Here is a 13,618-nt window from a genome sequence, read left to right on the forward strand (position 1 = left end):
CCTCAGAAGTTGAAATAAAGGAAAACGTCGCTGCGCGTGGCCAGCATCGCCGTGCAGGCGGTGCCAAAGGCCATCCCGGCGAAAACGGTTTTCCATTGCGGTTTGAGGTTGCGCACAAACTGGTTCGTGTTGGGCAGGGCCAGCGCCACGTAGAACGCGGCAAGAATGGCAACCGCCGCAGTGTCACTGTCGATGATCACCACATGGCTGCTGCCGGAGTTCGATGCACCCCGGCCAAACATGGTTCGAAGAACGCTGTTGGCCTGCGCCACGCTGTCGGCCCGGAAATAGACCCAGGCGCAATGAACGATCAAAAAGGTGATTGCCCAACGGGCCGGTTTCGGCAGGCTGACCTTCAGCCGGGCCAGATAGCGCTCGGCCACCAGAACAGCGCCGTGAATGGCACCCCAGATCACAAAGGTCCAGCCTGCACCGTGCCAGATACCGCCAAGCAGAAAGGTTGTGAACAGGTTTGCCGACACCCGCGCGGGCGACCGGCGGCCGCCGCCCAGCGGGATATAGACATAGTCGCGCAGAAAACGCGACAGCGTCATGTGCCACCTGCGCCAGAAATCCTGAACCGACAGGGATTTGTAGGGCGAGTTGAAGTTCTGCGGCAGGCGGATGCCGAACATTCGCGCCGCGCCGATGGCCATATCCGTATAACCGCTGAAGTCGAAATACAGCTGGAACGTGTAGGACAATGTCGCAACCCAGGCGTCCAGAACGGTCAGGTTGGCATAATCGGCAAAACCCTGATCCGCATAGACCGCCAGTTGATCTGCGATGACCAGTTTCTTGAACAGCCCGATGCCAAAGATCACTATCCCGACATACAGGTTTTTCCATCGCAAAATCCCGATCGAAGGCGATTTGAACTGCGGCATCATCTCATGGTGATGCACGATGGGTCCCGCGATGAGCTGCGGGAAGAAGGTGACAAAAACCAGATAGTTCAGAAACCGCGTCGGCCGCGCGATCCGCTTGTAGCTGTCCACCAGAAATGCGATTTGCTGAAAAGTGAAAAAGGAGATCGCCAGCGGCAACGCGATGCTCAGCGGCTGGATGAAGGACCCCGTGACGTCATTCAGGATACCGACGGCAAATCCAAGGTATTTGAAGAACCCAAGCAGACCAAGGTTGAACAGTATGCCCGCGACAAGCAGCCCCCGCGCCGCGCCGTTCTGCCCCTGCGCCGCCATCTTGTGCCGAATGGCCCGGGCCACAAGAAAGTTGACGCAGACCGATCCCAAGAGAATTGGCAGGTAATCCAGCCGCCAATAGGCATAGAAAAACAGCGAACAAGCCGCGATCCACAAGAGTTTCACATCCGCATTGCGCAGTCTTGCGGCTGCGTAAAACCCCAGAAGGCTCAGAGGCAGAAAAACAAACACAAACGGAACGGAACTGAATAGCATCTCAGTCTTTCAAACGCGGCGGGTCACGACCTACTGCCTCAGTCCCGAAGCGCTTTCAAGCGAGGAGTTGCCCCACACCCGGTTTGCCCAAGCCCGATGCGCCGGAAAACCGAAGCCTCTGGCCGGAACCCTGCGCGTGATCAAGCCACAAGGCTATCACTTCGAAGGCGTCAGAACAGGCGGTGTGTCAAACCCGTTTCGCCACGCGACAAGGCACAGGACCGGCGCGTCCAATGTCTCCATCGCGTGTGGCTGGTTGCTTTGATGCAGTACCGTGTCGCCTTCGCGCAGGGCTTCATCGGGGCATCCCTGCCGCTTGAAAACAGCCGACCCGGACACAACCAAATATGCCTCCTCCCCCGGATGATGGTGCCAGGGATAATACAGCCCGGCTGGCATATGGACGACCCACAGCCACAACTGCCGCGAGGTGAATGGCCCGCCTTTGCCGATGATGGAATAGCATCCGAAATTTTGCAGGAACCGGTCCCCGATATTGGTGCCCTTGTAGGTTTCACGCCAGACAGCCGCCGGACCGGCGGCAATGATGGCATCCTGCAGATCGCCATAGTGTTGGGATGACAAACCGGTTTCGTTGCGCAGAGCTTCACCGCAGGGGCGGTGTAATGGCGTGATTGGCTGCCGCTCGACGTCATCTGGAAACGCCGCAAAGGCCGTCAATTCACGATTGCCGCGATAGGCGTCGCGCGAAAGGCGCAGAAGATTGTCGTACAGGTGATCGTTGCCCATACGGTGATCAGACGATCGAATCGGACCATTAGGCTTGTCCACCTGCGACATCGGGCAGGTATTTCGCTGCGGGCACTTGCTTCATTTGAAATGATTAAGGCGGATGCAGCTGTTGGTTTCGGCCACCATCGGCATGCGGCGGATATCCATCAGGACCGTATCCAGACGCTGATGCGAGGAGGTGCGCAATTCCAGAACCAGATCGAACACACCGTTCACGGAGCCAAGCGACTGAACTTCGGGAATTCTCCTGAGTTGGTCGATGATCCGTCTGCTGTCCCCCGGTGCCAGCTTCAAAAGCACAAGTGCATCGACCAGCGCATTTTCAACCAAGCCCCCAAGTTCCACCGTAAACCGCGCGATTGTGCCGTTCGCCTTCAGCTTGTCGATCCTGTTCTGGATCGTGGCCCGCGACACGCCCAGTTCACGCGCCAGTTCGGCGGCCGAACAACGGGCATCCCCGCTCAGAAGGCGCAGCAGTTCCCGATCGATATTGTCCATGCCTTGTGTTCGCTTTCGTCAAAATGGCTGTCAAATCGTTAAAGGTCTATCGAAACGATACCATTCCTTGACTGTTACGCCAATACACGCGCAGTCATGCTGATCCGCATTACCAACCATGTCCAAGGACCGCAGCCGTGAAAGTCACCGTTTGCCAACTCGACCCGCGCCCATCACAACTGGACCAGTACCTGTCGGGTCTGGCCGATCATGTCCAAGCTGCCGGAACAGATTTTTTGCTGCTGCCCGAGATGTGTTTTTTCGACTGGCTGGCGCATGACGCAACGCCGGATGCCGGGCGCTGGGCTGCCTCCGTTGCGGCGCATGACGACAGGATTTCGCAGCTTTCGAAACTGGGCGTTCGCGGCGCGATGGGAACCCGCCCGATTGTCAACGCCGCCGGCAGCCGCCGCAATCAGGCCTATGTCTGGACCGCTGAAACCGACAACGCAGCGCCGGTGCATGAGAAATACTATTTGCCGGATGAACCGGGTTATCATGAGCACAGCTGGTATGATCGCGGACCCAAGAGCTTTGATCTGGCCCGTGTTCTGGGGATGCGCGTCGGCGTCCAGATCTGTACCGAGATGTGGTTCTTTGAATGGGCCCGCCACTATGCGGCCTCGCGTGCCGACCTGTTATGCGTCCCGCGTGCGACGCCGCACGGCTCTGTCGAAAAATGGCTGGCCGGCGGTCAGGCCTCGGCCGTGTGTTCCGGTGCTTATTGCCTGTCGTCCAACCTGTGGGCCCCTGTCGGAGATGCCCCCGACGCAGGCGGTCTGGCTTGGGTGATCGACCCCGAAGGAAACGTGCTGGCCACCACCGACCCTGACAATCCCTTTGCCACGGTCGAGATCGATCTGGACTTTGCCGCGCAAAGCAAATCGACCTATCCGCGCTACGTTCCGGAATGATTGTTTGACGCGCCAGATCCGTTCTGGTCCTGCTGTCATTGTTTGCGGCAGGGCCAACCGGATGCCGGACTATTTGAAGTTCCGGCTGTCCTTGATCTGATCCCAGGCCCAGACAACCTCCTGCAGTTGCTCTTCCTGACTGCGGTCGCCGCCGTTCATATCCGGGTGAAGCACCTTGATCAGCTTTTTGTAGGCCTTGCGCACCTCGGCCTTTGACCAGCTGTCATTGGCTTCCAGAATCTCGATCGCACGGCGCTCGGTCGGGGGCAGGCGACGCCCGCCGCCACCTGATGTACGGCCCTTGTTCTGTGTACCGTTGGCGCCCAGCACCTGGTGGGGATCCTCGATGCCCAGCCGGGCCCAGGCGCGCGCCTCGGGGTCGCCCATGGGTTTGGTCTCACGCTCCCACACCTTGTCCTTGGACCGCTGCGCGTTCAGTTCGGCCTCGGTGGTGCCGTCGAAGAAATTCCACTTCTGATTATACTCGCGCACATGCTGCTGGCAGAACCAGAAGAAGTCATCCAGAACGTCCGGCGCTTTTGGCGCCCGAAACTTGCCCGCCTCTTCACAGCCCTCGTGATCGCAGATTCGCATCGAGGTCTCAGACGCACCCGACATGCCCCGACGCCCGCGCGGGTTCTTTTTCTTGGCGCTGGAAACGGACATATCGAATCCGAATGGGTCTGATTTCGTCATGCTCTGATCCTTACGAACACATCTTTTCGACTCGGAGGCAGCAGTTTAGTCTAAGCAGCCGAAAGTAGAAGAGGGGGGCGGCAAAAATTTTGCCGATGAGCATAAAAATGAGCGTGACCGAAGAAATCCGATCCCGCCTGCAGGCCGCGTTTGACCCGCGCGAGCTTGAAGTGGTCGATGACAGCGAAAGCCACCGGGGCCATGCCGGATACCAGGACGGGGGCGAGAGCCACTTCAACGTCCGCATCCGCGCCTCAGCCTTCGCAGGCCAATCCCGCGTTGCCCGCCACCGTGCCGTGCACAAGGCGCTGGGCGATGTGGTTCCACGCATCCATGCGCTGGCTTTGGATATCGGTGTCTGATCGCGCTTAGAACCGCAGCCGGAAGGCGAGACCGACCAGAGGGGCCGTGTCATAGTTCTGACGGCTGATTTCGTTACCGTTCTTGTCCTCCAGCGTCAGTCGGCCATCGAACTCGGCCCCTGCAAAGACGGTTACTGACACGCCGGGATTCGGGTCATAGCTGAGGGACGCAACCACCGGGATGCTCTGATCTTCACCAATCCCGCTGGGAGCCAGCCCGTTGTCGTCTAGCCGGAAGCGGATTTTCTCGGAACGTGCCGAAAGCGAGAGGCTGAAATCTTCATTCACCGCATAGCTCAATGTCAGCCCCGGCCCTCGCGTAGCTCCGATTCCGGATCCGGTGTTCAAGTTCCAGCGATCATTGATGTCCCAATCCACCAACAACGCGGGAAAGACATCCACACCGCTATCTTCCAGTTGCGAAAAAGCCCCAAATGCCGGGCCGATTGTCAAGCTTTGGCTCATCCGCCATGCGACACCCGCAAAAACACCATATGTGCGCCCATCCGAAGGTGCGGCACCTCTGTGGTAGTCCCATCTGATCTGAGGCGATACGAACACGCTGCCCCTTTGCCTGGCCTGAAACCGAAGCGGGGTCGAAACTCGGATGTCGCGGATATCGTTCCACGGCTGGTTGTCCGCTGCGCTGAAATCGTAATCCAGTTGCCCGTAGCTTACCGAAACACCGAGCGAAGTATCGCTGTCAAAACTATATAGCCCCGTAGCCCGCAGAAACGACCGCGTCGCGCTGAAGTCGCCGCCTTGATCCAGATCGGCGCTGCCCTGATAGGCGGCCAGCCCGTCGATCTGGCTGACCCAGCCTAATCGTTGTTGTGCGACGGCGGGCAACGCGAACTGGCATGCGATGGCGGCAAAAAGACAAAGATTAGCTTTGCGGGGTTTCATCGCAGTAGGGGGTCCTTCTGGGGGGCAAAAAATATCTCTTAACGATACGACCGGAACCCTGAAACGGATGACCGTCTCAGTCCTGCTGGTCAAATCCGTGCCATCAAAACCACACCTTCGAACCGTCTGGTCTTGATGCTTGTTACTTGGAATCTTCGTCGGCTTTTTCGCCGGGTTGCAAAGTCAGGGGAGGCTCATCCACCTCGGCTGAAATAGGTCCCGGGGCCAGAACCGCATCCGGCTCGGGCGCCTTCACCGTATCCGGTCCCGGGATCGGGTGGGCCAGCGGAACGCCTTCGGGCGTTTCTGTCGGGCTCGGGACGGGAACCGGGGCGACCTCAGCCTCGACCGAGCGGCGGAACACCAGCACATTGCGCCAGTGGGTCGTCGATCCGGTCAGGCCCGAGCGTTCCTCGCTGGGCAGCAACTCGGCGCGCTGGTATTCCCAGCCGTCCTGACCCATCTGGTTCAGCAATTGTTCGACCGAATTGGCAAACCGCCCCTCGGGCGTTTTCACGCCCTTGGCCTTGGTGCCTTTTTGCGGGGCGGGGACAACCTTGTATTCGTAGCGCTGCATCAACCGTTCCTGAAATGCCTGTGGCGGACAGGTTATCACGTTGACCGCCGGGCGAAAGAGACGTCGACCCGATGTCGGATTTTAGCCGCCACTGTTGCCCGGTTTCTGCGCTGCCCTGGTCGCCACGGACAGGCACAACTCGGTCGCGACGGCCATGTCCTGCACCGAAATCCATTCCAGCGGGCCGTGAATGCACTGCATCCCGGTAAAGATATTGGGGCAGGGGGTGCCGAACTCGGTCAGGCGCGACCCGTCGGTGCCGCCCCGGATCGGAACAGATACAGGCTCGATCCCCATGTCGCGGCAGGCGTCGCGGGCCAGATCAACCGGGGTCATGTCCTTTTCCAGCCAATAGCGCATGTTGCGGTATTGATGGTAAATCTCACAGGTGATTACCGCCCGCGGCTCTGTGGCCTGTACAGTGGCACAAACCTGCCGCACCAGATCACCCTGCGCCTCCAACGCTTCCATTTCGAAATCGCGCAGGATCAGCTTGATTTCCATTTCGGAGGAACCGCCATTCATGTCGGTGATATGGATGAACCCCTCGTGCCCGTCCGTGACTTCGGGGGTCATCGTCGCCTGCGGAAGAGTTTGAACGATCTTAGCTGCCAGATGGGCTGCGTTGACCATTTTTCCCTTCGCAAGCCCGGGGTGGATCGAGACGCCCTCGATCCGGATCACGGCACGGTCGGCCGAAAAGCTCTCATATTCGATTTCGCCGACTTCCTGACCATCCAGAGTGTATGCGAAATCAGCGCCCAGATCCTTGGGTAGTTGTTCGGTAACACCGCGCCCGATCTCTTCATCGGGGGTAAAGGCGATGCGGATCGGCCCGTGCGGAATATCAGGATTATTAATCAGATGCCGCGCCATGGTCATCAGGATCGAGACACCCGCCTTGTCATCCGCACCCAGCAAGGTGGTGCCTGATGCAGTAATCAGATCGTGCCCGATCTTTTCGGCGAGATAGGGGTGCTCCTCCGGCGACAGGACCAGATCGGGGTCGTCGGGAAAGGTGATCTCGCCACCATTGTACCCCTTGATCACGCGCGGCTTGACGCCGGCGGCATTGAACTGCGGGGCGGTGTCGACATGGGCCAGAAACCCGATTGTTGGGCCGGGAACAGTTCCGGGGATAGTGGCGACAACAACGCTGTCACCGGTCAATTCAACATCCTGCGCGCCGATTTCGGTCAGTTCCTGGCGCAGCAGGTTCAGCATGTTCAGCTGGATGTCCGAACTTGGGGTCGAGGGCGACGTCTCATCGCTCTGACTGTCGATCGCAGCATACCGGACCAGCCGGTCCTCGAGTTCCTGATCAAATCTTTTCTGCATGTTACCTCACCTCAATTTTCGGGGATGAAAGGGTGCAATCCGGCGGGGAGTCAAGCAGATGCTCAGCCCGAAATCGGGGCTGAGCGGTTAACTTTTTGTTATGTACAAAATGCACACCGTGGGCCGTGCGCGACGTGCAAACCCGAAGATTTACGAACCCAGCTTTTTGCTGACCAATTCGTTGACGGCCTTCGGGTTGGCCTTGCCACCGGTCGCCTTCATCACCTGACCGACAAACCATCCGGCCAGTTTCGGGTTCACTTTCGCCTTCTCGACCTGCGCCGGGTTGGCGGCGATGATCTCGTCCAAAGCCGTTTCAATCGCGCCGGTATCCGTCACCTGTTTCATGCCGCGTTCTTCGACAATCTGTGCCGGGTCCCCGCCTTCGGTATAGACGATTTCAAACAGATCCTTGGCGATTTTGCCCGAGATGGCGTCCGACGAAATCAGATCGATGATACTTCCCAGCTGCGCTGGCGAAACCGGCGACTCAGTGATGTCGTGATCTTCTTTCTTCAACCGGCCGAACAGCTCGTTGATGACCCAGTTCGCGGCCAGTTTACCGCTGCGTCCCTTGGCGACTTCTTCGAAATACGCTGCCGATTCCACCTCGGCAGTCAGCACCGAGGCGTCATAATCAGTCAGCCCGAACTCGCTGATAAAGCGCGCTTTTTTGCCGTCCGGCAGTTCCGGCAGATTGGCGGCGATATCGTCCACCCACGCCTGCTCGATCTCAAGCGGCAGCAGGTCGGGATCCGGGAAATAGCGGTAATCATGCGCTTCTTCCTTGGACCGCATGGACCGCGTCTCGCCCTTGTCCGGATCGTACAGGCGGGTTTCCTGATCGATCTTGCCGCCAGCTTCGACGATGGCGATCTGACGGCGGGCTTCCACTTCGATGGCCTGCTGGATGAAACGCATCGAGTTCATGTTCTTAATCTCGCACCGTGTGCCCAGATGCGAGAAGTCCTGCGTTTCCTGATACTTCTCATACGCGCCCGGCAAGCAGATCGAGACGTTTACGTCCGCCCGCAGGTTGCCGTTCTGCATGTTGCCGTCGCAGGTACCCAGATAGCGCATGATCTGGCGCAGCTTGGCGATATAGGCGGCGGCTTCTTCGGGGCCACGGATGTCGGGACGCGACACGATTTCCATCAGGCAAACGCCGGTCCGGTTCAGATCGACGAAGGACATATGCGGGTCCATGTCGTGGATCGATTTGCCCGCGTCCTGCTCCATGTGGATACGTTCGATCCGCACCTTGCGTGCGGTGCCGTCACCCATCTCGACCAGCACTTCGCCCTCACCCACAATCGGATGATAAAGCTGGGAAATCTGGTATCCCTGCGGCAGATCGGGGTAGAAATAGTTCTTGCGGTCAAAGGCCGATTTCAGATTGATGTCTGCCTTCAGGCCCAGCCCGGTCCGCACCGCCTGTTCCACGCAATACTCGTTGATCACCGGCAGCATGCCCGGCATTGCCGCGTCCACGAAAGCAACGTTTGCGTTCGGTTCAGCCCCGAATTTTGTCGACGCGCCCGAAAACAGTTTGGCATTGGACGAGACCTGCGCATGCACTTCCATCCCGATTACCAGTTCCCAGTCGTGCTTGGCCCCGGCAATGGTCTTGGGTTTGGGCATTTCGTATGTCAGGTCGAGCATGGCGCGCCTCATATCCGCAGAAAGTCTAGGCCAGCGTATTAGGCCCGGCACGTCAGAGGAGCAAGGGGGAATGGCTGTGATTTCCAGTCTTTTGCCGGTTCAGTTCCGTGAAAGTTGCAGGCCCGACGAGGTAAATGTCACGTCCTTGCCGCTGTTGAGTTCCTCGCGAAACAGATCGGCGATGGCCCGCAATGCGTCCCGGTGCCCGCGCGCGGCGAACCGCTCGGGCGAAGGTACGCGGACCGAATTGTTGAACCCGGCGGCCGCATGCGCCCAGATCAGCGGATGCAGTTCGGTCAGATGATCGCGGATCAGCCAGTTTGCCGCCTCGCGCAGTTGCGAGCGGACAAGATCGGCTTTTTCGTTCAGGCCCACGCCGTTTTGCACGGTAATGGCGCAATAGGCCGACAGCATGTTGATGGTCTGCTGGTCCGGACGACGCTCCAAGATGTCGTGCAGCCCCTCCAGGAAGAACTCGATATCGACCCGAGCGCAGGCTTCCTCATCCAGGGCAATCGCATCGAATTGGACCCAGGTATATCCCCCGGCGCCCCATATTTTTTGCGTTCTGGCGGCGTTGCGCAGGGCCTGAACCTCAAGCTCTTCATAGCTGCCAAACCAGCGCGGCAGCAGATGGCTGCCCATGGCGCGCATGTGACGCTGGTTTTCGGGGTCCAGCGCGATCAGCCGCTCGTACTCGTCTGCTACCCGAACCGACGTGCGGCGTTGACCGGCCAGCAGGGCGCAGCCTGCAGCAGCAACCAACGGGCTGTCTGGCAACGCGGCGTTGCACTTGGGCAGAATAGCCGCCGCCCGGTCAAAATGCGCTGCGCAGCGCGACCGGTGCAGCGGTGGCAAGGTCGCATCCAGCGCCGTTCCCCGCCATGCCCAGGCAAGATCAATATGTGCAAGTGCAACGATCAGGGCTATCATCGGGTTGCCGAGGTGTTCCTGCATCACGTCTTCCAGATCGGCGACGCCTCCTAGCAGATCATAGTCTGACAGGGCCTTGCCATCCGACAATGCATGTTCAGCGGCCAGAACCACATCCGAGCGTGCACCGAATGCCAGCAAATCAGCAATCGGCAACCCGTCGGGCGCGGTGTCGCGCGCTGCATCAGCTGCCCGCATTTCCGCGGACAGATCTTCCCACCGGTCCTGCCGGGCCAGGTGACGGCCGCGTTCAATAGTGGTGCGTCCCACGAAGTCGCCAGCGTTTAGTTGTGCAACGGGAATGTTAAGCTGACCCTGATCAGGCAGAACGGCGGCGACAGCATCTGCTGCCACCTTGTTTGGCGGCGCAATTTGCCGGGAAGGATTTGTGAAACGGGCAAGATGAGCCCTGAATGACCTGAACATGGCGAAACTCGGAACTGTAACAAAAAACGTAACTTACAGCGGAAGTCTGGCTGTAAATCAGCGTCAGTTCAAGTAAATTGCCTGAAACACTTCAGAATCCCGCGCCAATCCGGCCTGTGGTGGCGCATCGTTTCAAAAAACTGTAAAATGATGACGCTCAACCCGAAAACCGGCGTTTTCCAAAGTGTTTTCGAAGGCCCGGTGCGGCGGAACCGACTCATCCGGCAGCCGGATACGCTTGCCTGATCTCAACATTAAAGAGACGCGAACCGAGAAGTCCCAACGTGTGTCGAAGCGGAAAAAATCGATCTCGTTCAGGTCGATTTCACCTTCGCGCCCGCCCGAATGCCACCTGAGGCAATCCCGGTCCAGCGTCAGCCCGGCGCTGGTGTCTTTCACGATGTCCCAGATGGCCGGCAGCGTGGCAAGCGCCAGCACCCCGACCAGCCATAGTGCGGCGTTGAAAAAGATCACGAGCGATATCAGCCCCGCAAAGACGCCGATCAGGATCAGTACAGCGCGGGGCGCGCGGTTTTGCCGGGTGAAGGTAAAGGGCGTCATGCGTCGAGTATGCGTGACACCATTTCCCCGGTGTCCCGCGACAGGTTTGGGGTATCCTGGATGCGTGTCAGTTGTGCGCGCATCAGGGTCTGACGGTCACCGTCATACCGCTTCCATGTCTGGAAGGCCGAGCACATGCGCGCGGTGGTCTGCGGGTTGACCGGGTCAAGCCGGATCAGCCAGTCCGCCAGCAGGGCATAACCTGCGCCGTCGGCCTGATGGAACCCGGCGTGGTTCATTGCCAGCGCGCCCATTACTGCGCGGAACCTGTTGGGATTCTTCCAGTTGAAATCGGCATGTTCGGTCAGATTGTGCGCGGTATCTGGCACCGCATCGGGCGCGGCCATCGCGACCTGCAGGCCGACCCATTTGTCCACGACCAGCCGGTCGTGCTGCCACTGCGTGTAAAATCCGGCCAGTTCCGTCTCACCTTTTCCGGCCCGCAAAAGACAGGCCAGGGCCGAGAGTTGAAGGGTCATGTTGTTGGCTGCGCCATACTCTTCTACTGCCTTGGCACCGCCGTCCAGGCGCGAAGTCAGCGACAGAGCGGCGCTGCCCAGTGCGCGTTTGCCGGATTGCTCCGCGTCGGGGCTGTAGGGGGTCTGAACCAGGGCTTCGCTGTGCAGGCGGGGCAGCAGGTCCTGCACATGTTGCGCTGTGGCTTGCCGCAATGTCTCGACCGCACTCCAGATCGCCATTGGATCTGGTGTTTCACCACGGTCGAACAAGGCGGTAGCGAGTTCCGATTGCGTTGGCAGTCCCAGCATCAGGGCGCGGTAAGCCGGATCAAGATCCCGGTTGCGCAGCACGGCCAGCAACCCGTCCAGATAATCGGAGTCCGGGGTGGCGTCTTCGGATATCATGCGCAGCAGTGTGTCCTGCGCCAGTGAGCGTCCCGCCTGCCAGCGGTTGAACGGGTCGGTGTCATGGGCCAGCAGGAACGCGCGTTCGGCATTGGTCTGATCGTGTTCCAGGATCACTGGCGCCGAGAAATCACGCAGGATCGATGGCGTTGGTTTGGCGGCCAGACCGGTAAAGGCAAAGCTCTGTTCCGCTTCCGTCAATTCCAGCATTTCAGTTGTGCGCACCTCGTCGCCGTTCGGCCCCAAAAGGCCAACAGCAACGGGGATCACCTGCGGCAACTTCTCGGTCTGACCCGGTGTGGGTTCTGTCCGCTGGCTGAGGGTCAGCGTATAGGTGCCATCGGCCCAGTCCTCTGTTACCGCTACACGTGGGGTTCCTGACTGGCTGTACCAGCGCTTGAACTGGCTCAGGTCGCGGCTGGCGGTATCCTCAAACACCTGGATCCAGTCCTCGATGGTGCAGGCCTGCCCGTCATGGCGGTCAAAATAAAGGTCAAGCGCCCTGGAATAGGCCTCATCCCCCACCAGCCGTTTCAGCATGCCGATTACCTCGGCGCCTTTTTCGTAGACGGTCGCGGTGTAGAAGTTGTTGATCTCCTGGAAGCTTTCGGGCCGAACGGGGTGCGATAGCGGCCCGTTATCCTCGGGGAATTGCCGTGCGCGCAGGTCTATGGCGTCGTGGATGCGCTTGACCGGGGCCGAGCGCATGTCGGACGTAAACTGCGCATCGCGGAAGACGGTCAGACCCTCTTTCAGGCACAATTGGAACCAGTCGCGGCAGGTGATCCGGTTGCCGGTCCAGTTGTGGAAGTACTCATGCGCGATGATCGCTTCGATCCGTTCGAAATTGGCGTCGGTCGAAGTTTCGGGGCTGGCCAGCACGGCGGAGGAGTTGAAGATGTTCAGCCCCTTGTTCTCCATCGCGCCCATGTTGAAATCATCGACGGCCACGATGTTGAACACATCCAGATCGTATTCGCGGCCATAGACATCTTCGTCCCATTTCATCGACTTCTTCAGCGCTTCCATGCCAAAGGCGCATTTGCCCTCGTCGCCCGGACGAACCCAAAGCTTCAGGTCCACGTCCCGGCCCGACATGGTAGTGAACCGGTCGGGATGGGCGATCAGGTCGCCCGCGACCAGTGCAAACAGATAAGCGGGTTTGGGCCATGGGTCGGTCCATTCGGCCCAGCCTTCGCCTTTGGCCGTGGGGTTGCCATTGGACAGAAGCACGGGCAGGTCGCCATTTATCCGCACGGTGAAGGTCGACATCACATCCGGGCGGTCGGGGTAGAAAGTGATCTTGCGGAACCCCTCGGCCTCGCACTGCGTGCAGTACATGCCGTTCGACATGTAAAGCCCCTCAAGCGCGGTGTTGTTGCCCGGGTCAATCTCGACTTCGGCCTCCCACACGAACGGCGCATCCGGTGCATCCGCAGTCAGGCCCTTGTCGGTGACCTGTGGCGCGATGTCCGCGCCATCAATGGCGGCGCGGATCAGTTTCAGATCCTCGCCGTGCAGGAAAAAGGTTCGGTCCGTTGCTTGGGGATTGGGGTGGAATGCGATGCGCGATGTGACGCGCGTGGCGTGTTCGGCCAGATCAAAGGTCAGATGCACACTGTCCACCAGATAGCCGAAGGGCGTGTAGTCTTTCAGATAGATTGTGGTGGGGGCGGCGTCGCGCATCGGGGGCCTCGCATCGGTTCATGTC

At 59.4% G+C, this 13,618-nt stretch carries 13 protein-coding genes; 2 read left to right on the plus strand and 11 right to left on the minus strand.

Going from position 1 to position 13,618, the window contains the following annotated elements; genetic code table 11:
• Positions 1–2: 2 nt before the first annotated feature.
• From ACR0CG_RS12165 to ACR0CG_RS12175, 3 genes are all read right to left on the minus strand, one after another.
• Positions 3–1,418 carry an MBOAT family O-acyltransferase gene (locus ACR0CG_RS12165; protein ID WP_480525157.1) on the minus strand — a complete coding sequence of 472 codons (1,416 nt, stop codon included), beginning with the start codon at positions 1,416–1,418 and terminating at the stop codon, positions 3–5.
• 156 nt (positions 1,419–1,574) lie between these two features.
• A complete protein-coding gene (locus tag ACR0CG_RS12170; protein WP_480525158.1) occupies positions 1,575–2,168 on the minus strand; it encodes a dimethylsulfonioproprionate lyase family protein in 594 nt (197 codons plus the stop codon).
• Positions 2,169–2,249: 81 nt separating this feature from the next.
• Positions 2,250–2,669, minus strand: a complete 420-nt coding sequence (locus ACR0CG_RS12175; protein WP_480525161.1) for an Lrp/AsnC family transcriptional regulator — start codon at positions 2,667–2,669, stop codon at positions 2,250–2,252.
• A gap of 137 nt (positions 2,670–2,806) precedes the next feature.
• Here ACR0CG_RS12175 and ACR0CG_RS12180 point away from each other — a divergent pair, with 137 nt between their 5' ends.
• Positions 2,807–3,583 carry a carbon-nitrogen hydrolase family protein gene (locus tag ACR0CG_RS12180; RefSeq protein ID WP_170615279.1) on the plus strand — a complete coding sequence of 259 codons (777 nt, stop codon included), beginning with the start codon at positions 2,807–2,809 and terminating at the stop codon, positions 3,581–3,583.
• A gap of 69 nt (positions 3,584–3,652) precedes the next feature.
• Here ACR0CG_RS12180 and ACR0CG_RS12185 read toward each other — a convergent pair whose 3' ends face one another.
• Complete coding sequence (locus tag ACR0CG_RS12185; protein WP_170615281.1) at positions 3,653–4,279, minus strand: J domain-containing protein; 627 nt, start codon at positions 4,277–4,279, stop codon at positions 3,653–3,655.
• Between the two features lie 107 nt (positions 4,280–4,386).
• Here ACR0CG_RS12185 and ACR0CG_RS12190 point away from each other — a divergent pair, with 107 nt between their 5' ends.
• Positions 4,387–4,641, plus strand: a complete 255-nt coding sequence (locus ACR0CG_RS12190; protein WP_480525164.1) for a BolA family protein — start codon at positions 4,387–4,389, stop codon at positions 4,639–4,641.
• Between the two features lie 6 nt (positions 4,642–4,647).
• Here ACR0CG_RS12190 and ACR0CG_RS12195 read toward each other — a convergent pair whose 3' ends face one another.
• The 7 genes from ACR0CG_RS12195 to pepN all read right to left on the minus strand — a co-directional run bounded on the left by ACR0CG_RS12195 (position 4,648) and on the right by pepN (position 13,593).
• A complete protein-coding gene (locus ACR0CG_RS12195) occupies positions 4,648–5,547 on the minus strand; it encodes a hypothetical protein (protein ID WP_480525166.1) in 900 nt (299 codons plus the stop codon).
• Between the two features lie 142 nt (positions 5,548–5,689).
• Entirely contained in the window at positions 5,690–6,124 is a 435-nt protein-coding gene (locus ACR0CG_RS12200; RefSeq protein WP_480525168.1) for a DUF4177 domain-containing protein, read from the minus strand.
• A gap of 81 nt (positions 6,125–6,205) precedes the next feature.
• Positions 6,206–7,462, minus strand: coding sequence for a peptidase T (pepT, locus tag ACR0CG_RS12205; protein WP_480525170.1), 1,257 nt, complete (start codon positions 7,460–7,462; stop codon positions 6,206–6,208).
• A 150-nt stretch (positions 7,463–7,612) separates the two neighbouring features.
• Positions 7,613–9,124 (minus strand): Asp-tRNA(Asn)/Glu-tRNA(Gln) amidotransferase subunit GatB, encoded by a 1,512-nt coding sequence (gene gatB, locus ACR0CG_RS12210; RefSeq protein WP_480525171.1) that lies wholly within the window; start codon positions 9,122–9,124, stop codon positions 7,613–7,615.
• A gap of 99 nt (positions 9,125–9,223) precedes the next feature.
• Positions 9,224–10,411: a hypothetical protein gene (locus ACR0CG_RS12215; protein WP_480525173.1), complete on the minus strand. Its 1,188-nt coding sequence runs from the start codon at positions 10,409–10,411 to the stop codon at positions 9,224–9,226.
• Between the two features lie 204 nt (positions 10,412–10,615).
• Complete coding sequence (locus ACR0CG_RS12220) at positions 10,616–11,044, minus strand: hypothetical protein (RefSeq protein WP_480525175.1); 429 nt, start codon at positions 11,042–11,044, stop codon at positions 10,616–10,618.
• Positions 11,041–13,593: an aminopeptidase N gene (gene pepN / locus ACR0CG_RS12225; RefSeq protein WP_480525177.1), complete on the minus strand. Its 2,553-nt coding sequence runs from the start codon at positions 13,591–13,593 to the stop codon at positions 11,041–11,043. Before pepN ends, ACR0CG_RS12220 begins: the two co-directional genes overlap by 4 nt.
• Between the last annotated feature and the right edge of the window lie 25 nt (positions 13,594–13,618).

It is taken from the genome of Ruegeria sp. AB8, assembly GCF_056542605.1.